Origin of the sequence: Campylobacter sp. RM12651 (assembly GCF_022369475.1) — a bacterium.
In the GTDB taxonomy this organism is placed as follows: Bacteria; Campylobacterota; Campylobacteria; order Campylobacterales; family Campylobacteraceae; genus Campylobacter_E.
In genome coordinates, this window is record NZ_CP059600.1 from 800,016 (window position 1) to 823,194 (window position 23,179).

Here is a 23,179-nt window from a genome sequence, read left to right on the forward strand (position 1 = left end):
ATGAAAATAAGTTAATGGAATAATTTTAAAAGCTTGATATTTATTAATTTAAATATTATTATAAATATTTAAAAAAATAATCATTTCATTTCTTTTGACATTCTATAAATGAATGAAAATACTTCTGCAACAGCCTTATACATTGCAGGTGGAATTTCTTCTCCTAATTCTAATTTGCTTAATACTTCACATAATTCTTCATCTTCTTTAATAGGAATATTATGCTCGTTAGCTAATTTTATAATTCTTTCGGCAATTTCTCCGCTACCTGTTGCCATTACTTTTGGAGCATTATTTTTATCTTTGTTATAGCCTAAGGCTAGGGCTTTTCTTATCTTACTCATACTTTTTTATTAAATCCTAAGTCTAATGTATATTCATCTTCGTATTTGCTCTCTCTTAATTTACTAATAAAGAAATTAGAAGTAATTAAACCAGCTTTTCTTAAATCTTTTTTAAAACCCCTTGCGTGATTGATTAAGATTTCTCTAAAATTATCATTTTCTATCATCATATTAATATCTAAATATTTATCTTGATTTAAACCAAGCATAATATTAATAGCTCCAAGTCTTTTAAATTTCAGCTTAATTTGTGCGTAAAATTTATCTTCGCTATCACTTTTAAAACTGATATTTGATTCATCTAAATCATCTAAAGAGTAGGGTAAGTATGTATTTACCTCATTATTTGCAACTGATATTATTTGATTTAATTCTATTTGATTTAATAGTTTTTGGCTCATATCATAGGCTATTTTATTATCTTTTGCTAAAGCTACTTTTGAAGTTTGAAGCAGTATTGATTTAGCATCATTTGAAATGGAGTTGTTTATATGTTCTGCAGTTCTAGTTACAACCTGATTTATATCTTTTTTGGCTTGATTTAAGTGAGTTTTTAGGCTTTTTATTTCTTGAGTATTTATATAATTTTTAAAACTTTCTTCATTTTTTAAATTAGCACTTAGTAATTTTGTCAAACTTTCAATTTTATTTTGCAAACTCAAATTCTCACTATTTAAAATAGAACTTATTGTATTGTTTTGATTGATTGCTTGTTTGATTTCTGGATTGTTTAACAACTTTAATTCTTGTTTAATATCTTGAGATTTTGTTATATCTTGTAAAGCTTTTAAATCACTTTTTATATCTTCACTTGATTTTTCTATAGGTTTTTCAGTAGCTTTTATTTTATCATCTGTGGTTTTAGAATTTAAATTATTGATTTTTTGATTTTCCTTATTTTCAAATTCTTTTGTTGTTTTTATTTCAATTTTATTAGTATCTTTAGTATAAATATCATTATTATTTTTTAGAATTTCTTTAATATTTTCAAGTTTGCTTAAAATATTATTCTCATTATTTGAAATTTTATAATTATTTTGCACATTTGATGGGTTGTTTATGATTTCTTTTGCTAGATTTTTTATGTTTTGAATATCAGCTTTTAAACTTGCTAATTTTGGTAATATACTTTTTACTTTATCGTTTTTAACTTCAATATTTATTAGGTTTTTTATTTCTTTATTGATTTTATCTTCTAACTTATTTGCTACTTCAATTAGTTTTAGTGGTTCGGTATTTTTTTGCAAATACGCTCTAGCGTTTTTTAATAATTCTAAAGTTTTTATAACAGGGGTAGTGGTTGATTTATTTTCTAATTTTTGATTTATAAAATTTTCTAATTTTTCAAGGGATTTTTCGGCACTCATTTGCTCTTGACCGAGTTTAAAAATCTCACTTTTTAAATCACTTGTTTTGATATTTTTCATAAATGAAATAAGCCTAAAAAAGCTTTGTGGTAAGGCTTGTTCGTTTAGATTAGCTCTTAGTTTGCTCTCTAAAAATACTCCTGAATTATTTAAAGCTTGAAATAAGGCTTTTGAATCTTGCATTTTGGTATTTAATAAATTATCAAGTTTATTTACAAATACTTCTAAATCCTTATCCTTGCTTAAAATTGCTTTTAATTCTTTAATATCTTGAGCGATATTTTTTGAAATATTTATGTTTTTTGCATTTTCGCCTAGTTGGTTTAAATCTTTACTTGATTTTATTCCATCAAGTAATTTATTTACGATTTTTTTAAGACCTAGTTCTAGTGTTTCATCTTCGCTTAAGGCTTCGTTTATTAATGAACTACCTTCTTTTAAGGGTTCTTTAATATCTTTTGTATCTTTTACATTGGGTTTTAAATTCCCTTGTTGCTTTAGCCCTAAATCACTATTTACTAAAGAATTTAAAGTCGTATTTATATTATTCATCGTTGCCTAAATGCACAAATTGACTTGGTTTTTGCTCAAATTCTATTCTATTTACAGCGTCAATTTTTGGTTGGGTAAGAGTAAAAATAGCTAAGAAAAACAATAAAACTATATAAATTAAAATATAAGCATTAGCTCCAAAATTACTTATCATAAATCCTAAAATTATAGGAGATAAAACAGAGCTTGATACATAAGCAAACATTAGCGTTCTTCCGATTTCAAGCATTTGCGAGCTTTCTTTTGCTCTATCACTAGCCCTTGCAAGTGCTAAAGCATATACACAAAAAAGACCCATTCCAAGGAAAAAGCATAAAATAAATATAGCAATTTTGTTACTTGCTAAAAAATATAGCCCTAAACTTGCAAAAAATGCAAGTATTACGCAAGATAAAATCGCTATTTTTCTACCATAAGTATCAGAAAATTTACCTATAAATAATTGTGCTATAAATCCGCCTAACATTGCTGTGAAAATTAGCAAAGATATATCTTGAATATTGTAATTTAATGCTAGAAAATATGTCTGAGACATAGAAAAAAATCCATTCATTAAAAAGCCACCAACAAATGCTGATATAAATGCTAGTTTTGATACATTAAAAATATTTGGGATACTGATTTTACGCCTTTCTTTAAGGATAGGTTGTTTGATTTTTAACAAATTAAGCGGTAACGAACATAATAAAATCACTATAACAGCTATTATAAATACATTATTGTAATCTGGTTCAAAATATAACAATAATACTCCTATGGCAAAACCAGAATAAAATACTATTTCATAAATTGAAAGCATTCGTGAGCGAATTTCGTTTTTTGATTTTTGATTTATCCAAGATTCAATAATTACTAATAATGTATAGTATGAAAATCCTATTGTAAATCTTAAAATAGCCCAAAAATATATTTCTTTTGTAAATATATGCAAAATTGCAGCTATAGCAAATAGTGAAGTAAAAAAACCAAAACTTCTAATATGTCCTACTTTTTGAATTAGACTATGAGAAAAAAATGTACTAATTAATGCACCAAAATATATGCTTGAACTTACTAATCCTACATAAAATTCATCATATCCAAGATTTTTTAGTAGTATAGAATTTGAGCTTAGTAAAAAAGAATTTCCTACAAACAATAGCAAAGATGCAAATAATAATGCTCTTAAAGAGTTGATTGTTTTTATCATTTAAATATCCTTACTAATAATAAGTTTAAAATTATTACAAAAGAACTTGCAAAAAAAGCAATTATATTAAAAAGCTTATTATTAATTAATATTAATACGAGTATTATAAAAAAAACATAGGCTAAAAATTTATATATATTTATAAATATTTTATAATGTTTAATTGCTTTAAAATTCTCTTTAATTCCTTTTTTTGGTATATAAATAGGGTTTGTATTTTGTATAAAAAATCTAGGTGTATTAGCAATTTGGAATTTAGGTAATGATTTTTTAAGGCTTAAATAGCTTAGAAATGGAATTATTAAATTAGCATAAAATGCTAGTTGGATACTATAAAAAGCATCTAAACTAGCAAAGTATAAACATAAAGCTATATTAAAAAATATTAAAGATATTACTAATTTATACATAAAACATTAACTTAGCACAAAGCACAATAAGAATAGCTAGAGTTAATGCTAGTGGGTGTATTATTTTGTTTAAAGGATTTGGTTTTTTGATTACGAATTTGAAAATTAAACTAATAGCTACCATTATAAAAATTAAGCTTGCAAAAGCAACTTTTAGCATAAAAATTTTCTGAAATGTAGTGTCAAAAAAGCCAATCTCGCTACCAACCCATCTACTCATCATCATACCGCCTGTAAGTATTAATAATACTACACAAATTGGCATAATCTTAATAGCTCTTTTAGTTATGCTTTCTTGAATTTGTTGTGCTAATTCTTGGCTTAGATTTTTCTTAGCACGACTAAATATAACAACATCAAAAAACAAATAACCAACAAAAATAATCGCACAAAAAATGTGAATAATAAGTGCAAATGGATATAAACTTTCCATAAAAATCCTTTCATAATATTTTTAAATGAGATTATATTTGTCTTTTTTGTTTGTTTTATTGATTTAGCTTAATTATTATAAAAGTTTATTAATAAATTGTTCTAGGGCAAAATGCCCTAGATTATTAATCTACTTTAAAGTTTTCAATTTCATTGAAGTTTAGATATTTGTAGATATTAGCTTTTTTGCTATCGCTTATTTTATCATTTACTAATTCTAAATATTCGCTTGGGTTTGGTAAGCGACCAAGTAAAGCACAAACAGCAGCTAATTCAGCGCTACCTAAATAAACTTGAGCGCCTATACCCATTCTGTTATCAAAGTTTCTTGTGCTTGTACTAAACACAACAGCTCCATCATTTACACGAGCTTGGTTACCCATACATAAGCTACATCCTGGAACTTCAATTCTAGCACCTGCTGCACCATAAATTGAATAATATCCTTCTTTTGTTAGTTGAGCTTTATCCATTTTTGTTGGAGGTGCTACCCATAGACGAGTTTTAAGCATACCTTTACCTTTAATAACTTCTCCTAAAGCTCTATAATGTCCTATATTTGTCATACAAGAACCAACAAATACTTCATCAATATTTTGTGGGCGTTTGCTATCTGCTAATACTTCACTAAGAGTTGCTACATCATCAGGGTCGTTTGGACAAGCTAGGATAGGCTCTTTTATAGTATTTAAATCTATTTCAAAAATATGCTCATAACTAGCGTCTTTATCAGCTCTTAATAATGTAGGATTATTAAGCCATTCTTGCATTCTAGCTTTTCTTCTTAAAAGTGTATTTTTATCTTCATATCCAGCTTCAATCATAGCATCAATTAAGCTTATGTTAGAATTTAAATATTCAGCTATGCTTTCTTTACTTAAATTAACACAACATGCAGCTGCGCTTCTTTCAGCACTTGCGTCGCTTAATTCAAATGCTTGTTCTACTTTTAGATTTTCTAAGCCTTCAATTTCTAAAACTTTACCAGCAAAAATATTCTTTTTGCCTTTTTTCTCAACCGTTAAATAACCTTCTTTTATAGCTACATAAGGAATTGCATTTACTAAATCTCTTAATGTAACACCAGGTTGTAATTCGCCTTTAAAACGAACTAAAATACTCTCAGGCACATTAAGTGGCATAGCACCTGTTACAGCAGCAAATGCTACAAGTCCTGAACCTGCAGGAAAACTAATACCTATTGGAAATCTTGTATGTGAATCAGCTCCAGTTCCAACTTCATCAGGCATAGCAAAACGATTTAGCCAACTATGAATTACCCCATCACCTGGTTTAAGTGAAACCCCACCTCTTGAACTCATAAAATGTGGTAATGTTGTGTGTGTTGTTACATCGCTTGATTTAGGATATGCTGCTGTATGGCAAAAACTTTGTAATACAAAATCAGCATTAAATCCTAAGCTAGCAAGTTCTTTAATCTCATCTCTTGTCATTGGTCCTGTTGTATCTTGACTACCAACTGTTGTAGTTTTTGGCTCTATATACATTCCAGGAACAACGCCTTCTAAACCACAAGCACGACCTAACATTTTTTGAGCTAATGTATAACCTTTAACTTTTACTTCAGGTTGAGATGGTTTTTTAAATATTTCTTCTTTTGGCATACCTAAAACATCTCTAGCTTTAGCACATAATCCACGACCTACGATTAGTGGAATTCTGCCACCTGCACGAACTTCGTCTAAAAGAGTATTTGGATTTATTTCAAAAGTTGAAACAACTTTACCATCTTTTTTAATTTGTCCGTTTGCAATATCAACAACAAATCTATCTCCCATTTCAAGATTTGTAACATCACAAACTATTGGTAAAGCACCACTATCTTGAGCGGTATTGAAAAAAATTGGAGCAATAGTTTGTCCTAAAATCACACCGCCTGTGCGTTTATTTGGAACTCCTTTTATATCTTCACCTATGTGCCATTGAACTGAATTTATTGCTGATTTACGGCTTGAGCCAGTTCCTACAACATCACCTACATAAGCTACTTGAATGCCAGATTTTTTAAGTTCTTCTATTTTTTCAATACTACCTGGTTGTCTTCTAACTAGCATTGCTTGTGCGTGTAAAGGAATATCACTTCTAGTAAATGCTTCACTTGCTGGACTTAAATCATCTGTATTTGTTTCTCCATTTACTTTAAAGCAAACGCATTCAATTTCAGATGCTACTTCAGGTCTTTTAATAAACCATTCTGCATTAGCCCAACTTGTTAGAACTTTGGTTGCGAATTTATTTCCTTTTTTATGTAATTCAGCAACTTTATCAAAACCATCATGAACGAAAATAATATTAGTTAAAGCATTTGCAGCAAGTTCTGCAATTTCATTGTTTTCTAAAGCTTTAAGTAATACTCTTACATTATAACCTCCAAGCATTGTGCTTAGCATTGATATTGCTTCAGATTTATTTATACAGGTGCATTTACTATTGTTAAATAGTATTTTTTCTAAGAAATCACATTTAATAAGCGCAGAATCATCAACACCAACACCAACACGATTAGCTAATAAATCTTTTAATTTTTCGCTATTTTTATCGTTGTTTTCTAAAAGCTCACATAATTGTTTTGTCTGAGCTACATTTAAAACCAATGCAGGGACATTAAGAGCAGCACGCTCTTCAACTAATTTTTGGTATTCTTCTAAAAATGCCATATTAACTCCTTTAAAATTTTTAAAAAGATTATAAATGCTTTAGATAATAAAAAAGTAGTTTTGTCAAGAAAAATGTATAGGGTCTATATCAATTGTTACTTTTTGTAACTGTTTGTAGTGCAAGGCTAGGTTACTTAGTAACATTTTTTTATTTGAACGGAGCAAAATATAATATCTATAATTATTGTTAATTTTTTCTATAGCACATTTTCCATAGCCTATTATTTCATAATCATTATCGTTTTCTTTGCTATTTTTTAAATGATTTGCCAAGTCTTCACATAAATTACTTGCTTCTATTTCATTTTTTGATGCAATAATTAATCTTAATAGTCTTTTGAATGGTGGATAATTAGTTCTAAAAAATTTCTCATCTTCTAAAAATTCATCATAATTTTGCAAGTATTTTTCAAAAAAATCTTTATTTTGAGTATTTATTAACACTTTAGCTTTTTTGCTTCTTCCTGCACGACCAGCTACTTGAATAGCAAGGGCAAGTGTATTTTCACGAGCTTTATAATCAGGGTAGAATAAATATTCATCAAGTCCTAAAATAGCACAAAATGTAACATTTTTATAATCGTGTCCTTTTGATATTAGTTGAGTTCCTACTAAAATATCTATATTTCCTAATTCAAATTCTTCTAGTATTTCTTTAAGTTTAGTTGCCGAGCTTAATTCATCGCTATCTAATTTTGCAATATTTGCATTAGGTAAAGCCTTTTTTAATTCTTCGCATAATTGAGCTGTTCCTATTATTTTACTTTCTAATATTTCGCTACCGCAGTTATCACAGGTATTTTTTAAATACTCTTTTTTACCACAATAATGGCATTTATATGTTTTATTATGTAAACTCATTGCCACAGAGCAATTAGGACAAACTTTTCTTGAATTACAATCCTTGCATACAACTTGACGATAATTACCACGCACTGGCAAAAATATCATACTTTGCTCTTTTTTATTTAAATTATCTTCTAATAAATCAAGTAAATTAGAGCTAGGTGTCTCAAGACTATCGTCAAAAAGAATTTCTTTTTCGCTTTGAAAATATGTGCCTTTTAATCTAAATTTATTTATATTTTGATTATAAAAACTTTGAAGGCTTGGTGTAGCAGAGCCTAAAATGATTTTTGCATTTGTAATACTTGCTAGATAAATTGCCAAATCTCTTGCGTTATAACATGGATATTTTGAAGATTTATACGAATTATCGTGTTCTTCATCTACGATAATTAACCCTAAATTACTAAAAGGTAAAAAAAGTGCCGACCTAGCACCAATTACTAAAGGCTTATTTCCTAATTCAAATTCTATTAAATCTTTTTGTTTGTTAGCCTTAGTAATTTTGCTATGCCAAGTAATGAATAAATCTTTAAAATATACTTTCATTCTTTTTTGCATTTGTGGAGTTAGGCTGATTTCTGGCATTAAAAACAATGCTTGTTTTCCTTCATTAAGGCATTCTTGAATTAATTTTGCATATATTTCAGTTTTTCCACTTCCTGTATCTCCAAAAACCAAATTCATTTTATTATTTTGTAAGCTATTTAGACACAAAAGTTGTTTTTCATTTAGTTTTAAATTTATATCTATATTCAAATTATTTTTAGTATTAGATATATTTTTGCTTAGTATAAAACTATCAAGACATAAAGATATATTAGCAGCGTAATATTTACTCATAAATTCTGCTAATTTCATTTGATTATCAGTTAGAAATTCATTGAAAATACTTATTATTTGTTTGGTGTTAAAAGTTGGCTTTTCACATTTATTAATAACAATTGCAAGACAATTTTTATTATGTAATTTTACTTCAACCTTTGAAAATGGTTTAATTTCCTCATCACTTTCATAGGTTAAAGTTTCTAAATTATGTCCTAAAATCGCTACTTTATAATAATTCATCAAGAAGCTTTTTTGATACAAGGAATCATATTATTAATTGAATCAATTCTTTTACTATTACATTTATTACATACTGCTTCTACGCATATTAATTCTGATTTTATACTTCTATAAATAAATTTATAATATATATTAGAATTAAATGTGTATCTATATAGTTCCATTTTCTCATCTTTTATAAGATTATTATCTTTCTTTTCTTTATCTAAGTAATCTTGAAAATCTTTATCTGCTTGATAAGCTGGGTTGTATAAATCAGTCCATGCAGAATATGTTGCATTGCTTGTAGCTATTGTTCTTGCTAAAAAAAGCCAACCTTTATTCTCATCTCCTCTATCTAAGCCATCTTTAAATAAAGCTGTAAAAATTTTAGTAGGTTCAATTGGTTTTCCAGAAGAATTTAAATTATCTAGATTATCATAGCTTGACACTTTCCCTACCATTACATTTTTTAGTAGTTGAGCGTTAATTTTACCATTAATACCTTCAATTTCTGATTTTAAGCTAGCTATATCAGATTTAAATTTTAAATCAAAAAAATTAGGTAAAGCTACAGCCGATAATATCCCGATAATAACTATCGCAAATATTAGTTCTATCATAGTAAAGGCTTTTTTATTTACTAGCATTTTACTCGCCTAATTTTTTACAAGGTAAAACTTTTGCACCTGGATACGAATTAAGGCATTTAAAAGTTCCTTTATTTTTATCGTATTCAAATACATAGCCATTTTTATTATTATCAGCATAATAAATAAAAGTTTCATTTACAACACTATTAGTCCAACCATCCCAACTACCTTGCTTAGACCCAAAAGTAACAGGGTTTTTTAATACTGCTGCAAAAAAACTATTGCTATTTTTCATATTATTTTGGCATGTTGTGCCTTTATCACGCTTAGCGTCTAAGCATAAGCCATCTGGATATTTTGAAGTACCATCTGTATAAAGGCTATTTTGCTTATATTGTTCTATACCTGAACGAATTAAAGCTAGTGTTTCTTTTAGTTTTAATATTTGTGCATCATCACGACCTACAAATAATTTAGGAATAGCAACGCCAGCTAATATACCAATAATCACTATTACAAATATAATTTCCATCATACTCATAGCTTTTTTCATCTTATTCTCCTATTATAGAGCAATCTTCTGCTTTCCAACCGCTTAAGACCTTGCTTTTATCACACTTAAAGCTTCCATCACTTGCATCGTATTTAAAAAATACTGCTGTATTTTCTTTAGGTTTTGTAACAAATAATAAATCATCATCAGAGTTGTCCCAACCAACTGAATTTTTAGCTCTTCTATTAATTCCTTTTGCTACCTCATCAGCAAAAGCAGGAGCACCCTTACAACCACTACTGCATAATTTTGTAGGATATTCTTTGAAGCCTTTTTCTACATAAGAATTTCCAGCGTAGGCTTCAATACCTTTTCTAATAGCTTCAACTTGCTCTTTTAATTGCACTATATGTGCTGTGTCTTTATTAGCCATCATTTTAGGAATTGCAATTCCTGCTAATATTCCTATAACAGCAATAGCAAAAATCATTTCTATCATACTAAATGCTTTTTTCATCTATTTTTCCTTTATTGTTAAGAATATTTATAATATTTATTAAATCTTCTTTTTGTCTTTGCAATTCTGATTTAAGATTTAAATTCTCTTCTTTAAGTTGTGAATTTTCTTCTTGTATTTTTTCAAATTCTTGCACTAATTGAAAGTGTGAGTAACTTTTTTTAAGATATAAATTAATAAATTGTGGTATTTCTATATTTTTTGTAGGGTTTTTTAGCTTATTTATATCATCATTTAAATAAGCTAAAAATTCTTTAGATGGAACATTAAAATTATAGCCCCTAGCTCCTAAGGTTATCGTAAATTTAGTTGTTGTTTCCAAGCACTTGCTCTATTGCTTTTAAGGTTTCTTCTTCAATTAGATTTTTATTTAATAATTCTTCTTCTAATTTACTAATTTCATATGATTGTGCTTCACATTTAGCTTTTGCTTGAGTTAATTCATTCATAAGTCTTTCGTTTTCGCTTACTAAATATTTATATTTTTCCATTAATTCTACTATTTTATTACTTAGTGTGCTTGTTATGTTATCGCTCATTTTGTTTATCCTTAATCAAATTTTAAAGCTGTGATTTTAATTATTTATAGTTAATATAATAATAAAAATTATTTTTTAGGATTAAAATGTTTGAGTTAATTAGTAATTATAAACCATCACCTGATCAAGCACAAGCAATAGAAAAGATTGTAAATGGTGTAAAAAACGGACAAAAATATCAAACTCTTTTAGGAGTTACAGGCTCGGGTAAAACTTTTACAATGGCAAATGTGATAAATAAACTTAAAATGCCTACTTTAATAATGAGCCATAATAAATCACTTTGCGCTCAGCTTTATAGCGAATTTAAAGGCTTTTTTGCGAATAATCATGTGGAGTATTTCATAAGTTATTATGATTATTATCAACCTGAAGCTTATATTCCTAGAACTGATACATTTATAGAAAAAGATAGCTCGGTTAATAATGATTTAGAAAGGCTTCGTTTAAGCTCAACTGCTTCGCTTTTAGCATACGATGATTGCGTTTGTATTGCAAGTGTAAGTGCTAATTATGGATTAGGAAATCCTGCTGAATATATTGATATGGTAGAATTTTTTGAAATAGGCAAATGCTATAAACAAAAAGAATTATTACTTCATTTAGTAGCTATGGGATATAGTAGAAATGATGCATTTTTTGATAGGGGGAATTTCCGTGTAAATGGAGATATTATAGATATTTATCCAGCTTATTATGAAGATGATGCAATTCGCTTAGAATTTTTTGATGATGAATTAGAAAAAATTTATACTTTTAATACTTTTGATAATAAAAAAATAAAAGATTTAAATAAATTTACACTTTATGCTGCAAATCAATTTATAGTTGCTACTCCAACGCTTAAAAGAGCTTGTAAAGATATTAAAAATGAGCTTGATGAAAGATTAGAATACTTTAAAAAACAAGGCAAATTATTAGAAGCACAACGCTTAGAACAGCGAGTTGAATTTGATTTAGAAATGCTAGAAACTACAGGAATGACTAAAGGAATAGAAAATTATTCAAGACATTTAAGTGGGCTTAATGCAGGAGAAACTCCTTATACTTTATTTGATTATTTTAAAATAAAACAAAAGCCATTTTTAGTAATTGTAGATGAAAGCCATGTTAGTTTGCCACAATTTAGGGGAATGTTTGCAGGAGATAGAGCTAGAAAGGAAGTGCTAGTTGAATACGGCTTTAGATTGCCAAGTGCTTTAGATAATAGACCATTACAATTTGATGAATTTATTAATAAAGATTGCTTTTTTTTATTTGTGAGTGCAACCCCTGCTGAATTAGAGCTTGAGCTTAGTGGTGAGTGTGTTTATCAGCAAATTATGCGTCCAACAGGACTGCTTGACCCTGAAATTAGCATAATTGATAGCGAAAACCAAATAGAGCATTTATATGATGAGATTAAAAAGGTGATTGCAAGAAATGAGCGTGTATTAATCACAACACTTACAAAAAAAATGGCAGAAGAATTGCAAAGATACTACACAGAATTAGGGATAAAATGTAAATATATGCATTCAGATATTGATGCAATTGAGCGAAATGAATTAATAATTGGTCTTAGAAATGCAGATTTTGATGTGCTAATTGGAATTAACTTGCTTCGTGAAGGACTTGATTTACCTGAAGTTAGTCTTATAGCTATTTTAGACGCTGATAAGGAAGGCTTTTTACGCTCAACTACGAGTTTAATTCAAACAATGGGAAGAGCAGCTAGAAATGTCAATGGAAAAGTAATTTTATATGCTAAAAAAATCACAAAATCAATGCAAGAAGCAATAGATATTACGAGTGAGCGAAGAAGCTTGCAACAAGCTTATAATAAATTGCACGGAATTACTCCAAGAAGTGTTGAGCGAAAATTAGAAAAGACTTTAAAACAAAACGAAGATAATGTTTCTATAAAAAAATCAAAAATAGAAAAAATGCCAGCAAACGAGCGAGCAAAATTAGTAAATGAATTAAGAGAAAAAATGCACCTAGCAGCAAAAGAGCTTGATTTTGAACAAGCAGCGTTTTATAGAGATGAGATTAAAAAACTAAGAAGTATTTAAAATTTTAAAATTAATAATTATTATTAATATTTTTTGTTTAAAATATTAGTTCTTATTATCATTATTAAGGAGAACTAATGTTTAAAGGCTTATTAAAAAGCTTAGTTTTGGCGAGTGTTTTATGTGTTGGTGCTAATGCTAAAGTGGAAGTAATTAAAGATGTTTTAGATAGAGAAGTTAAAGTTGATTTACCTGCTAAAAGAATAGTTCTTGGATTTTACTATACTGACTTTTTAGCAGTTGGTGGTAAGGACGCTTTAAAAAATGTAGTAGGATTTTCTAAGGAAGTTTGGACTGATTGGACTCCTGCTAGCTGGGACGCTTATATTAAAGTCTTGCCGGAGTTAAATAATATAGCTGATGTTGGAGAAGTTGAGCTAAGTACATTTTCGGTTGAAAAGGTATTATCTTTAAAACCTGATTTATTAGTATTAGCTGATTGGCAATATGAGATGATAAAAGACCAACTTGTACCAATTAATAAAGCAAATATTCCTATTGTAATACTTGATTACAACCGCGAAAGTGTTGAAAGACACATAAGAAGCACCGAAGTTATAGGAAAAATTACAAATAACGAAGCAAGAGCAAATGAGCTTATAAGTTTTTATAAAGGCATAATTGATGATGTGCAAGAAAGAATTAAAAAAGCAAATCTTAAAAAGCCAAAAATTTATATAGAATTTGGAAATCTTGGTCCAAAAGAGCATAGTTATACCTTTGGTAAAGATATGTGGGGTGCTTTAATTGACCTTGCAGGTGGGGATAATATAGCAGCACCACTTGTAGAAAAATGGATGCCAATTCATCCTGAAGAAGTTTTAGCAAGTAAGCCTGATGTAATAATAATTGCTGGTCGTGAAACTGAACTTAAGAAAAATCCAGAAGCTATGGTAATGGGTATTGGAATTAATGAAGAAGAAGCAAATAAAAGGCTAAATGGTTTTAAAACTAGAGCAGGTTGGGATAGTTTGCCAGCTATAAAAGATAATAGACTTTTTGCAGTATATCAAGGAGCTAGTAGAACACTAGTTGATGCTTCTATGGTGCAATTTATTGCTAAAGCTTTATATCCTGATTTATTCAAAGATATAGACCCTATTAAAACTTATATTGATTATCACAAAAAATATCTTCCGATAATTCCAACAGGTTCTTTTGGTATCCAAGCTAAGTGATAAAAGATGAATTTAAGTAAAGAAATAATCGCTCATAGAAAATATGAGCGAAAAAAAATTGTAATTATTGTATTTTTTATATTTTTGGGTATTTTGGGTTTTGTGTGTGATATAGCTGTAGGTCCATCTATGATAAGTCCTATTGAAGTTGTAAAATCAATTTTAAAAGCGTTTTTTATTGATATTGAAGTTGATAATACATCGTATATAATCACACATTCATTAAGATTGCCTATGGCTGTTATGGCTTTAGTTGTGGGTGCTGCTTTAGGTTATGGTGGAGCATTAATTCAAACTTTACTTAACAATCCTATGGCAAGTCCATATACTTTAGGACTAGCTGCTGCGGCTGGTTTTGGAGCTTCACTTGTGATTGCATTTGGATTTGCAGGAATTAGTCTTTATTTTGCTGTTCCACTTGGTGCATTTACTATGACTATGGTTTGTTCTAGTGTTTTGTTTTTGTTTGCAAAATCAAGAGCTTTTAGTTCTGAAATGTTAATTTTAGTAGGTATTGCGCTTTTATTTTTATTTCAATCATTATTATCCTTAGTTCAATACATAAGTGCGCCTGAAATTTCTCAACAAATTGTTTTTTGGCTTTTTGGCTCACTTCAAAAATCAAATTGGACTAATGTAATTATAGTTGGAGTGGTTACGATTATTTGTGTTATTTTACTTATAAAGGATAGTTGGGCGTTGTGTGCTTTTAGATTAGGTGAAAATAGGGCTGAAGTTTTGGGCGTTAATTTATCTTATCTTAGATTTAAAGCATTGCTAATTGTATCAATTATGAGCGCAACGGCTATTTCTTTTGTAGGAGTTATTGGATTTATTGGGCTTGTATCTCCTTATATAGCTAGAATGCTCGTAGGAGAAGACCAAAGATTTTATATGCTTACATCTATGTTAATTGGTGCTGTATTTTTAAGTTTTTCTTCTGTGATTTCAAAGATTATAGTAATAGGGACTTTATTTCCTATTGGAATTGTTACTTCTTTTGTTGGAGTGCCATTTTTCTTTTTTATAGTTTATAGTAGGAGAAGGGTATGCTAATCTTAAAAGATGTAAATGTTAAAAGAGCTAATAATTTAATATTAGATAAAATCAATTTAGAATTTGAAAATGGAAAAATATATGCAATAATAGGTGCAAATGGCGCTGGTAAAAGTTCGCTTTTAGATGCTATTTTTGGCAGAGTAAAAGCAGATGGAAAAATTAGTTTAGATGATTTTATTTTAAATAAAAAAACTTATAAATCTTGGCAAAACAATATTGCTTATATGTTGCAAGATTTTAATTCTAATGCAAATCTTAGTGCTTTAGAAGTAGTTTTGCTTGGAAAATTAAAAAAATTAGGGCTTTTTATAAAAGATGAAGAATTAGAATTTGCATTGAATATAATGAAAGGTTTAAATATTAATCATTTAGCTAATAAAAATATAAACGCACTTTCAGGCGGACAAAGGCAGATGATAAGTTTTGCTCAAGTGTTAGCAAAAGAGCCAAAAGTATTATTACTTGATGAGCCTGTGAGTGCTTTAGATTTGCATTATCAATGCTTATTGCTTGAAGCTTTAAAGGAGCAAACTTATACTAAAAACTTAATTAGTATTGTTGTTTTGCACGATTTAAATTTAGCTTCAAGGTTTTGCGATGAGCTTATAGTTTTACATAAAAATTTAGTTTATCAAAAAGGTTTAGCAAATGACATTATCACAAAGCAAATGTTAAAAGATTTATATGATGTAAATGTAAATGTTTTAGCTGATGAAAATAAGCCTTTAATATCACTTTTAGGAACAAAATGAAAATTTATATAGCAATGCAAGATATTTATAAAGAGGGCTCTATAGGTCTTAGAATACTTAAAAATGAGTTTTTGAGCTTGGGTTTTGAGTGTGAGTTTTTTGTGTGGCAAGAGTATGAGAATTTAAAAGATTGTGTTATTTTGCCACTTGGTGTTTGGGATTATTCTCTTAAAGTAGATGAGTTTTTGAGATTTTTAGATTTTTGTGAGTTAAATAATATTATTTTGATAAATAATACAAAATTAATTAGAAAAAACTTAGATAAATCATATTTACTAGATATAAAAGACGCTGTAAAATCTAATATTGTAGATATTAAAGATATAAAATTAAAACCAAATCAAATCATAAAACCCTTAATAGGTCAAAGCGGAAATGGTGTAGCAAGGTTTAATGATGATATTAATTTACAATTTTATAAAGATAAAGCCTTAATTCAAGAATACATTAATCACGATAGCGAAGCTTGTTTGGTATTTTTTGAAGGGGCATATCAATATAGTATTTTAAGAACTAAAAATAATGATTTTAGAGCAAACTATAATTATGGTGTAAAAATAGATGATTTTAATCCAAGTGATGAGCTTATATCTTTAGCTAGCAAATATATTCCAAAAGATAGCTTTTATGCAAGGTGTGATATATTTTTGGCTGATAGGTTTTATATAAATGAAATTGAATGTATTGAACCTGCTTTATATTTTGATAAAAAACCAGAGTTTGCAAGTATTTTTGCAAATAAAATGAAAAAATATTTAAATTCCTTAAAAATTTAAGGAATTTAATTTTAAGAATTTTCCAGATATTTTTTGCTAACTTCTGCATATTCTAAAGCTTGGTTTTTAATAGCTTTTATTTCTTCATTGCTTAATTCTCTAACAACTTTTGCAGGACTTCCTTGAATTAATGAATTTGGTGGAAAAACTTTATTTTTAGTTACTAATGAATTTGCACCTATTATTGAGTTTTCATTAATAACCGCCCCATCCATAATCACACTTCCCATTCCTACTAATACATTGGAATTTATCGTGCAAGCGTGGATTATAGAGTTATGCCCTATAGTTACATAATCTTTTATTATACAAGGTGTTTTAGGGCTAATCTCAACTCCTAGTTCATCATATAAAGCTCTTGCTACATGAATTGTAGAATTATCTTGGATATTTGTGTATTTTCCTATTTTTATATTAGCTACATCTGCACGAATAACTGCATTAAACCATATTGATGAATATTCATCAATTGTAGTATCTCCAATGATTTTAGCTCCATTTGCTACAAAAACTGATTTATTTAAATTAGGATAAAAACTATCGTATTTAACTAACATTTGCTTTCCTTAATAATAATTTTTATTATATGATATAAAAAAGGAGAAAATATGAAGAAAATATTAGTTGTATTTTTATTAAATATAATACTTTTTGCTGATTCTATTACTCAACATAAGGCTGATAAAATTCAAGATTCAAGACTATTTGTTCAATCACACGATGGAAAATTATTTTGTCTTAGCCCTAAGTTAGCTGATGGAAGATTGCTAGTAGGTATGCAAGATTGTAAGAACTCAAGTATCACAAGATATGATGTATATAAAAGACTTGCTTTTAGATATAATGATAGCTGGGTTTGTGCGTCGCTTGGGGATAGAATGAAAAATGGCAAGATGGGGAGTGATTATGTAGAACTTCGCCCTTGTGTATTAAACGATAAATCTCAATGGTTTGATATTAATAATGATGCTTTTAGCTTAAAAGCATTTTCAAATATGAAAATTACAGAAAAAAACTTTTTATTAGTGGCTACTAAAAATAATTTTGGTAATAAAATAAAAATTTTTGAAGGCGTTATGAAAGAATGGCTTGAAGCTATTGCACCACCTGTAAATTATGCTTTAAAAACACCAATATATTTTTATGTAGAAAATAGAACAAGTGGAGTTAGAACTAAGTATTATTTGGGTAAAAATAATGCAAATAAAAATAATCCAACTAATTTTTATTATGATTTTAGTTCAGGTAAAATTGCTTTATATAACAATGGTAATTTTGAATGTTTAAAGACCAATTTATCTAATTTAAATGCTAGTTATTTAAGATTTGAGAAATGTAATTTTGAAGATAGAGAGAATGATTTTTATTGGAATTTAAATCTATTTGATGGTTCTTTTATAGTGGATAATAAAAATAATATTTTAGAAGTTGCAAGGGGCAGTGATTTAGGAAGATTATTTGTTGTTACAAAAGATTATTATAAAATTAATCTTGCGGGAAGTTCTTTAAAGAATACTCAATTTTTCTTTGATAGTAGTGTGTATGATTTATGGAATTTTAATTATAGAAATGCGGGATTTAATTCGCACAAATGTGGAAATGAAAGAAGAGTAAAAAGAGATTTAAATTTCTTTAACTTAGCTAATTTTAATGTTTTAGATGATAATTGGATAAGAAGACTTTATGCGATAACAAGAACAAGTGATAGTAGTAATGATGCTAGTGGAATTTGTGGAATTTGTATGCTACAAACTTTTGAAATAGTATCTTTATTAACTCAAGTATATCCATATAATCCTGAACTAGAAAATAATAATCAGGGTTATTTATTTGATTATAGCGAGCATAGAAGTCCTTTTGTGTCTTTTCAAAGAAGAAATCCAGCATTATATAATCTAATGCAAGGAGCTTTTAACTTTTGGGGAAATGAGTTGGTATTCGGAGAGCCAATTTATCATAGAGGAGTTAGGGCGATTTGGGCTTTAACTAGAAATATATTGCCAAGATTTGATTGGAGTTTAAGTTCAGTTTATACTGGAGATGATATTGGTAGAGAATTAATAAGACTTACCCGCTCTCCTGCTGGTTCTTTATATATAGCTTTAGTAAGCCTTAGTAATGGTAGAGCTCACGCTATTCCTATAGTTATTACAAATCACGGGGTTGTGGTAATTCCAACAAATAATGAAAATATAAGCGAAGAAGAATATTTAGAATTAGTAAGACCTGCTAATAATTTAAGAAGCTTAGAGCTTTCTGTTACGGCAAATGGAAGATATCAAATAGAGGCATTAGCTTTAATTGGTTTAGTTGGAAATAGAGATAATGTATTAGGAGAATACTTAAATCAGTTTGATTGCACTGGAGATGGTAGTTTTAGAAGGGGTAATGGTAATTTCTTAAATCCAAATAATGCAAATACTTGCAATAATGGAAGATGTGAATTAATGGAAATTGATTTTATGTTTAGCAATTAAGCTAAACATAATCTCTTGGCTTTTTTAAAGACGGGATAAAATATATAATTTTTTGTTTGATTGTTTTGATAATTTTGCCAAATTTAGAACGTCTTTTCAAATTAGCATTTTCATTTATTGAGCTTTGAAAATTAATATCTACATTAATTAATATCGGATACACAGCATAAGTATTAAATAATAATGTATTAGATGTGTAATGATCTGCGGCCATATATATTTTTTTTGTTTCGTTGAATAATTTTTCAGCTCCTTTTTTTGTTATATAATATCCATGAGTTCCGTTGCCTCTTCCAATTATCTTTCTTATATTCCAGTTTTTTATTTTATGATTAAATTTTAAAGAATAAGGTGTATTGATAATATAACCATCATCTCTATATTGTTGCCAATAATGTCCTAATAATATTAAATCAGTATTTTTTGGAAATTCATTTTTATATTTTAAAAATTCTAATAAATTTTCATCAAATATTGCATCATCTTCTAAAATAATTGCGTCTTCTAGATTTTGTTCTATAATTTTTTGATAACATAATCTATGGCTCATAGCACAGCCTATTTCGCCTAAATTTAATGGTTTTCTAAGATATTTTAATTGAATTTCAACTGAAGCTACGTTGTTTTTTATTTCATCTTCACTCAACGCTTTGCCATATACAGCTTTAATTATTTCATAATTAAGCCCTAAGCTTTCGCAAAGGGCTGTTATTTTTTGTCTTTTTTCTATATCTTGCTCAAGATTAATTATAAAGAATTTCAAGCAAATACGCCTTTTTGTGGCCCACTTTTGCCACAACAATCTTTATACTTCTTACCACTACCACAAGCACAAGGTTCATTTCTTGATTGCTTTTTGATAGGTTTTTCAATTTCTTGAATTTCTTCATTAGTTTCAGGCATTCTTAGTTGAATTATTAGTAATACTTTTATACTTTCACTTTTAATTCTTTCAACTAGCTCCATAAATAAATTATAACTTTCTCTTTTATATTCTACTAATGGGTCTTTTTGATTATATCCACGAAGACCAATACCTGTTTTTAAAATATCCATTTGATACAAATGCTCTCTCCAAGCACCATCTAAAACTTGTAGATATAATAATTTTTCAATTCTTTCCTTTTCACTATCAGGAACTATGCTAAATTTAACTTTTAACATAGTAGTTATTGCATCAACAATAACACTTCTGCTTTCTTCTGTGTTTAAAGTTTTTAATAATTCTAAATCTAGCTCTAAATTAATTTCATTTTTGAATAATTCTACTAAATTTTCAGCACTTAAATCATTTAAGTTATGAATTAAATAATCCACATATTCAGCTATGTTTTGCTCAACTTTTGTCTCAATATCATAATTTGTATCTAGCAATTCATTTCTATATTTATATATAGTTTTTCTTTGTTCGTTTGCTACATCATCATATTCAAGTATATGTTTTCTACTTTCAAAATGAAGATTTTCTACCTTTTTTTGAGCACTTGCTACTGCACGAGTTACAAGTGAGCTTTCTATGCTTTCACCTTCAGCGATTTTTAATCTAGTAAAAATTGCTTTTAGCTTATCTCCACCAAAAATTCTTAATAAATTATCTTCAAGACTTAAATAAAATCTACTAACACCAGGATCACCTTGTCTTCCAGCACGACCACGCAATTGATTATCAATTCTACGGCTTTCGTGTCTTTCAGTTCCTATTATATATAAGCCACCTAATTCTCTAATTTCATCAGTAATTTTTATATCAACACCACGACCAGCCATATTAGTTGCAATAGTAACTGCTCCTTTTTTACCTGCATCTTTAATAATTTCTGCTTCGTGAGCGTGATTTTTAGCATTTAATACATTGTGAGCTATTTTTGCCTTTTTTAAATACTCGTGTAAAAGCTCGCTTTTTTCAATACTTGCAGTTCCAACTAATACAGGTTGTCCTTTTGCGTTAGCTTTTTTTATTTCATCAACTACAGCTTTAAATTTCTCATCTTGAGTTTTATAAATTAAATCATCTAAATCTTTTCTAATTACAGGCACATTAGTTGGGATTGTAATTACATCAAGGTTGTATATTTGAGAAAACTCAGTTGCTTCAGTTTGGGCTGTTCCTGTCATACCAGCAAGTTTTTCATACATTCTAAAGTAATTTTGGTAGGTAATATCTGCTAAAGTTTGACTTTCTTCTTGGATTTTAACTCCTTCTTTAGCTTCAAGTGCTTGATGTAAGCCTTCGCTAAAGCGTCTTCCTTCGCTAATACGACCTGTGAATTCATCTACAATCATTACTTCGCCATCTTTAACAACATAATGAGTATCTTTTAAAAATAAATTATTAGCCTTTAAAGCTTGGTCTAATTGATGAGCTAAAATAGCATTATCAAGACTATATAAATTATCAACTCCAAATAGTTTCTCTGCTTTTGAAATTCCTTGCTCTGTAATTAAAATAGTTCTATTTTTCTCATCTGCTATAAAATCTCCACTAGGTTTTTCTTTAGGATCATCTGGTGCAACTCCGCGAACCATTTGCTTAGCTACTTCATTAGCTCTTATATAGCCATCTAATGTTCTATTGGTTGGCCCTGAAATTATTAATGGAGTTCTAGCTTCATCTATTAAAATACTATCAACTTCATCAACTATTACAAAATAATGTCCCCTTTGAACTTTATCTTCAGCATCAAAGCACATATTATCTCTTAAATAATCAAAACCAAATTCACTATTAGTCCCATAAACAATATCACACGCATAAACAGCTTTTCTATTTCTATGGTCGTTTCCTACTAAAATACCAACACTAAAACCAAGAAAATTATATATAGCACTCATCTCATTAGCATCTCTTGCTGCTAGATAATCATTTGTTGTTACTACATGAACGCCTTTTTTTGTCATTGCGTTTAATACCACAGGTAAGGTTGCTACTAAGGTTTTTCCTTCCCCTGTTTTCATTTCTGCTATGCTTTTATCATTTAAAACCATACCACCTATTAATTGCACATCATAATGTCTCATTCCAAGCGTTCTTTTGCTAACTTCTCTTACTATTGCAAATACATCTTCTAAAACTAAATCTAAATTATTATTGTCTTCAAGCACTTTATTTTGTAGGTTTTGAAATTCGCTTTTAATTTCTTCGTCATTTAATTTTTGATATTTTTCTTCTAAAGAATTTATTTTTAATACTCTTTTTTTGTAGGCTTTAAGAAGTCTATCATTACGAGTTCCAAATATACATTTTGCTATACTTTTAAACATTTAAATTTACCTCTTGGTTTTGATTTTTGAATATAATTATATTTGTTAAAATAAATAAAAGGATATTTAAAAGGTATTTAAATGATTATTAAAAAAATCTTTTTGCTTTGTATTTGTGGAATTTTTGCTTTTGCATTTAAAATTGATAATATAAATTACAATAGTTTTGAAGCTGATTTTATTCAAAAAGTAGTTGATTTGAGTAATAAAACTTTAATATATGAAGGTAAATTTTATTATCAAAATGAAAAAAGTTTATGGCAATACTTAAACCCTGATGAAAAAAAAGTTTATATTACTAAAAATGAAGTTGTAATAATTGATTATGACTTAGAACAAGTAATTATTAGTAAAGAACAAATTGATTTAGCAAATATTTTAAAAAATGTTTCTTTATATGAAAAAAAAGAAGATTTTGTAATCTATAAAGCTAAGTATGATAATATAATTTATTATGTAAAAGTGCTTAATAATCTTTTAACAAATATAAGTTATAAAGATGAATTAGATAATCAAGTAAGCATAGATTTTATAAATTCAAAAATTAATTTAAAAATAAATGATGATATTTTTAAATATAGTATTCCAAAAAATTATGATGTAATAAGGTGAGGT

Annotated in this window: 22 protein-coding genes; 7 read left to right on the plus strand and 15 right to left on the minus strand. The window is 28.1% G+C overall.

Annotated elements, in window-relative coordinates:
- Positions 1 to 80 precede the first annotated feature (80 nt).
- The 12 genes from AVBRAN_RS04015 to AVBRAN_RS04070 form a co-directional block, all read right to left on the minus strand.
- Positions 81 to 344 (minus strand): FlhB-like flagellar biosynthesis protein, encoded by a 264-nt coding sequence (locus tag AVBRAN_RS04015; RefSeq protein WP_214118364.1) that lies wholly within the window; start codon positions 342 to 344, stop codon positions 81 to 83.
- Complete coding sequence (locus AVBRAN_RS04020) at positions 341 to 2,263, minus strand: hypothetical protein (RefSeq protein ID WP_239803610.1); 1,923 nt, start codon at positions 2,261 to 2,263, stop codon at positions 341 to 343. Before AVBRAN_RS04020 ends, AVBRAN_RS04015 begins: the two co-directional genes overlap by 4 nt.
- The gene (locus tag AVBRAN_RS04025; RefSeq protein ID WP_239803611.1) at positions 2,256 to 3,452 is read right to left on the minus strand and encodes an MFS transporter; all 1,197 of its coding nucleotides are present in this window, start codon (positions 3,450 to 3,452) and stop codon (positions 2,256 to 2,258) included. Before AVBRAN_RS04025 ends, AVBRAN_RS04020 begins: the two co-directional genes overlap by 8 nt.
- Positions 3,449 to 3,862, minus strand: coding sequence for a hypothetical protein (locus AVBRAN_RS04030; protein WP_214120517.1), 414 nt, complete (start codon positions 3,860 to 3,862; stop codon positions 3,449 to 3,451). The genes AVBRAN_RS04025 and AVBRAN_RS04030 overlap by 4 nt, the downstream gene beginning before the upstream one ends.
- Positions 3,855 to 4,295, minus strand: a complete 441-nt coding sequence (locus tag AVBRAN_RS04035) for a copper resistance protein CopD (RefSeq protein WP_214118371.1) — start codon at positions 4,293 to 4,295, stop codon at positions 3,855 to 3,857. The genes AVBRAN_RS04030 and AVBRAN_RS04035 overlap by 8 nt, the downstream gene beginning before the upstream one ends.
- Positions 4,296 to 4,419: 124 nt before the next feature.
- Positions 4,420 to 6,972: a bifunctional aconitate hydratase 2/2-methylisocitrate dehydratase gene (locus tag AVBRAN_RS04040; RefSeq protein WP_214149915.1), complete on the minus strand. Its 2,553-nt coding sequence runs from the start codon at positions 6,970 to 6,972 to the stop codon at positions 4,420 to 4,422.
- A gap of 63 nt (positions 6,973 to 7,035) precedes the next feature.
- On the minus strand, positions 7,036 to 8,886 hold the full coding sequence (locus AVBRAN_RS04045; RefSeq protein WP_239803612.1) for a primosomal protein N': 1,851 nt from the start codon (positions 8,884 to 8,886) through the stop codon (positions 7,036 to 7,038).
- Positions 8,886 to 9,515, minus strand: coding sequence for a type II secretion system protein (locus AVBRAN_RS04050; RefSeq protein WP_239803613.1), 630 nt, complete (start codon positions 9,513 to 9,515; stop codon positions 8,886 to 8,888). Before AVBRAN_RS04050 ends, AVBRAN_RS04045 begins: the two co-directional genes overlap by 1 nt.
- A gap of 1 nt (position 9,516) precedes the next feature.
- Entirely contained in the window at positions 9,517 to 10,011 is a 495-nt protein-coding gene (locus AVBRAN_RS04055; protein WP_239803614.1) for a prepilin-type N-terminal cleavage/methylation domain-containing protein, read from the minus strand.
- 1 nt (position 10,012) lies between these two features.
- A complete protein-coding gene (locus tag AVBRAN_RS04060; RefSeq protein ID WP_214149919.1) occupies positions 10,013 to 10,468 on the minus strand; it encodes a type II secretion system protein in 456 nt (151 codons plus the stop codon).
- Positions 10,452 to 10,790, minus strand: a complete 339-nt coding sequence (locus AVBRAN_RS04065; protein ID WP_214149920.1) for a hypothetical protein — start codon at positions 10,788 to 10,790, stop codon at positions 10,452 to 10,454. Before AVBRAN_RS04065 ends, AVBRAN_RS04060 begins: the two co-directional genes overlap by 17 nt.
- Entirely contained in the window at positions 10,774 to 11,007 is a 234-nt protein-coding gene (locus AVBRAN_RS04070; RefSeq protein WP_214118384.1) for a hypothetical protein, read from the minus strand. Before AVBRAN_RS04070 ends, AVBRAN_RS04065 begins: the two co-directional genes overlap by 17 nt.
- An 86-nt stretch (positions 11,008 to 11,093) precedes the next feature.
- On the opposite strand from AVBRAN_RS04070, the gene uvrB reads away from it, so the two are divergent.
- The 5 genes from uvrB to AVBRAN_RS04095 all read left to right on the plus strand — a co-directional run bounded on the left by uvrB (position 11,094) and on the right by AVBRAN_RS04095 (position 16,826).
- The gene (uvrB, locus tag AVBRAN_RS04075) at positions 11,094 to 13,061 is read left to right on the plus strand and encodes an excinuclease ABC subunit UvrB (protein ID WP_239803615.1); all 1,968 of its coding nucleotides are present in this window, start codon (positions 11,094 to 11,096) and stop codon (positions 13,059 to 13,061) included.
- Positions 13,062 to 13,138: 77 nt separating this feature from the next.
- Positions 13,139 to 14,239: an ABC transporter substrate-binding protein gene (locus AVBRAN_RS04080; RefSeq protein ID WP_239803616.1), complete on the plus strand. Its 1,101-nt coding sequence runs from the start codon at positions 13,139 to 13,141 to the stop codon at positions 14,237 to 14,239.
- A gap of 6 nt (positions 14,240 to 14,245) precedes the next feature.
- Positions 14,246 to 15,295, plus strand: coding sequence for an iron ABC transporter permease (locus AVBRAN_RS04085; protein ID WP_239803617.1), 1,050 nt, complete (start codon positions 14,246 to 14,248; stop codon positions 15,293 to 15,295).
- Complete coding sequence (locus AVBRAN_RS04090; RefSeq protein ID WP_214120341.1) at positions 15,289 to 16,050, plus strand: ABC transporter ATP-binding protein; 762 nt, start codon at positions 15,289 to 15,291, stop codon at positions 16,048 to 16,050. The genes AVBRAN_RS04085 and AVBRAN_RS04090 overlap by 7 nt, the downstream gene beginning before the upstream one ends.
- Positions 16,047 to 16,826, plus strand: coding sequence for a hypothetical protein (locus tag AVBRAN_RS04095; RefSeq protein ID WP_239803618.1), 780 nt, complete (start codon positions 16,047 to 16,049; stop codon positions 16,824 to 16,826). Before AVBRAN_RS04090 ends, AVBRAN_RS04095 begins: the two co-directional genes overlap by 4 nt.
- 11 nt (positions 16,827 to 16,837) lie before the next feature.
- Here AVBRAN_RS04095 and AVBRAN_RS04100 read toward each other — a convergent pair whose 3' ends face one another.
- Positions 16,838 to 17,383 (minus strand): gamma carbonic anhydrase family protein, encoded by a 546-nt coding sequence (locus AVBRAN_RS04100; protein ID WP_214120339.1) that lies wholly within the window; start codon positions 17,381 to 17,383, stop codon positions 16,838 to 16,840.
- Positions 17,384 to 17,434: 51 nt separating this feature from the next.
- Here AVBRAN_RS04100 and AVBRAN_RS04105 point away from each other — a divergent pair, with 51 nt between their 5' ends.
- Positions 17,435 to 19,303 carry a DUF1561 family protein gene (locus AVBRAN_RS04105; protein WP_239803619.1) on the plus strand — a complete coding sequence of 623 codons (1,869 nt, stop codon included), beginning with the start codon at positions 17,435 to 17,437 and terminating at the stop codon, positions 19,301 to 19,303.
- Between the two features lies 1 nt (position 19,304).
- Here the strand turns inward: AVBRAN_RS04105 and AVBRAN_RS04110 are convergent, their stop codons facing one another.
- Both AVBRAN_RS04110 and secA read right to left on the minus strand, forming a co-directional pair.
- The gene (locus tag AVBRAN_RS04110; RefSeq protein WP_239803620.1) at positions 19,305 to 20,066 is read right to left on the minus strand and encodes a glycosyltransferase family 25 protein; all 762 of its coding nucleotides are present in this window, start codon (positions 20,064 to 20,066) and stop codon (positions 19,305 to 19,307) included.
- A complete protein-coding gene (secA, locus tag AVBRAN_RS04115; RefSeq protein ID WP_239803621.1) occupies positions 20,063 to 22,564 on the minus strand; it encodes a preprotein translocase subunit SecA in 2,502 nt (833 codons plus the stop codon). The genes AVBRAN_RS04110 and secA overlap by 4 nt, the downstream gene beginning before the upstream one ends.
- 81 nt (positions 22,565 to 22,645) lie before the next feature.
- On the opposite strand from secA, the gene lolA reads away from it, so the two are divergent.
- Positions 22,646 to 23,176 (plus strand): LolA-like outer membrane lipoprotein chaperone, encoded by a 531-nt coding sequence (gene lolA, locus AVBRAN_RS04120; protein ID WP_239803622.1) that lies wholly within the window; start codon positions 22,646 to 22,648, stop codon positions 23,174 to 23,176.
- Positions 23,177 to 23,179: the final 3 nt, after the last annotated feature.

Coding starts and splice junctions, on each gene's coding strand:
- AVBRAN_RS04015 (WP_214118364.1), bottom strand. CDS start 344: ATGAGTAAGATAAGAAAAGCCCTAGCCTTAGGCTATAACAAAGATAAA.
- AVBRAN_RS04020 (WP_239803610.1), bottom strand. CDS start 2,263: ATGAATAATATAAATACGACTTTAAATTCTTTAGTAAATAGTGATTTA.
- AVBRAN_RS04025 (WP_239803611.1), bottom strand. CDS start 3,452: ATGATAAAAACAATCAACTCTTTAAGAGCATTATTATTTGCATCTTTG.
- AVBRAN_RS04030 (WP_214120517.1), bottom strand. CDS start 3,862: ATGTATAAATTAGTAATATCTTTAATATTTTTTAATATAGCTTTATGT.
- AVBRAN_RS04035 (WP_214118371.1), bottom strand. CDS start 4,295: ATGGAAAGTTTATATCCATTTGCACTTATTATTCACATTTTTTGTGCG.
- AVBRAN_RS04040 (WP_214149915.1), bottom strand. CDS start 6,972: ATGGCATTTTTAGAAGAATACCAAAAATTAGTTGAAGAGCGTGCTGCT.
- AVBRAN_RS04045 (WP_239803612.1), bottom strand. CDS start 8,886: ATGAATTATTATAAAGTAGCGATTTTAGGACATAATTTAGAAACTTTA.
- AVBRAN_RS04050 (WP_239803613.1), bottom strand. CDS start 9,515: ATGCTAGTAAATAAAAAAGCCTTTACTATGATAGAACTAATATTTGCG.
- AVBRAN_RS04055 (WP_239803614.1), bottom strand. CDS start 10,011: ATGAAAAAAGCTATGAGTATGATGGAAATTATATTTGTAATAGTGATT.
- AVBRAN_RS04060 (WP_214149919.1), bottom strand. CDS start 10,468: ATGAAAAAAGCATTTAGTATGATAGAAATGATTTTTGCTATTGCTGTT.
- AVBRAN_RS04070 (WP_214118384.1), bottom strand. CDS start 11,007: ATGAGCGATAACATAACAAGCACACTAAGTAATAAAATAGTAGAATTA.
- uvrB (WP_239803615.1), top strand. CDS start 11,094: ATGTTTGAGTTAATTAGTAATTATAAACCATCACCTGATCAAGCACAA.
- AVBRAN_RS04080 (WP_239803616.1), top strand. CDS start 13,139: ATGTTTAAAGGCTTATTAAAAAGCTTAGTTTTGGCGAGTGTTTTATGT.
- AVBRAN_RS04085 (WP_239803617.1), top strand. CDS start 14,246: ATGAATTTAAGTAAAGAAATAATCGCTCATAGAAAATATGAGCGAAAA.
- AVBRAN_RS04090 (WP_214120341.1), top strand. CDS start 15,289: ATGCTAATCTTAAAAGATGTAAATGTTAAAAGAGCTAATAATTTAATA.
- AVBRAN_RS04095 (WP_239803618.1), top strand. CDS start 16,047: ATGAAAATTTATATAGCAATGCAAGATATTTATAAAGAGGGCTCTATA.
- AVBRAN_RS04100 (WP_214120339.1), bottom strand. CDS start 17,383: ATGTTAGTTAAATACGATAGTTTTTATCCTAATTTAAATAAATCAGTT.
- AVBRAN_RS04105 (WP_239803619.1), top strand. CDS start 17,435: ATGAAGAAAATATTAGTTGTATTTTTATTAAATATAATACTTTTTGCT.
- secA (WP_239803621.1), bottom strand. CDS start 22,564: ATGTTTAAAAGTATAGCAAAATGTATATTTGGAACTCGTAATGATAGA.
- lolA (WP_239803622.1), top strand. CDS start 22,646: ATGATTATTAAAAAAATCTTTTTGCTTTGTATTTGTGGAATTTTTGCT.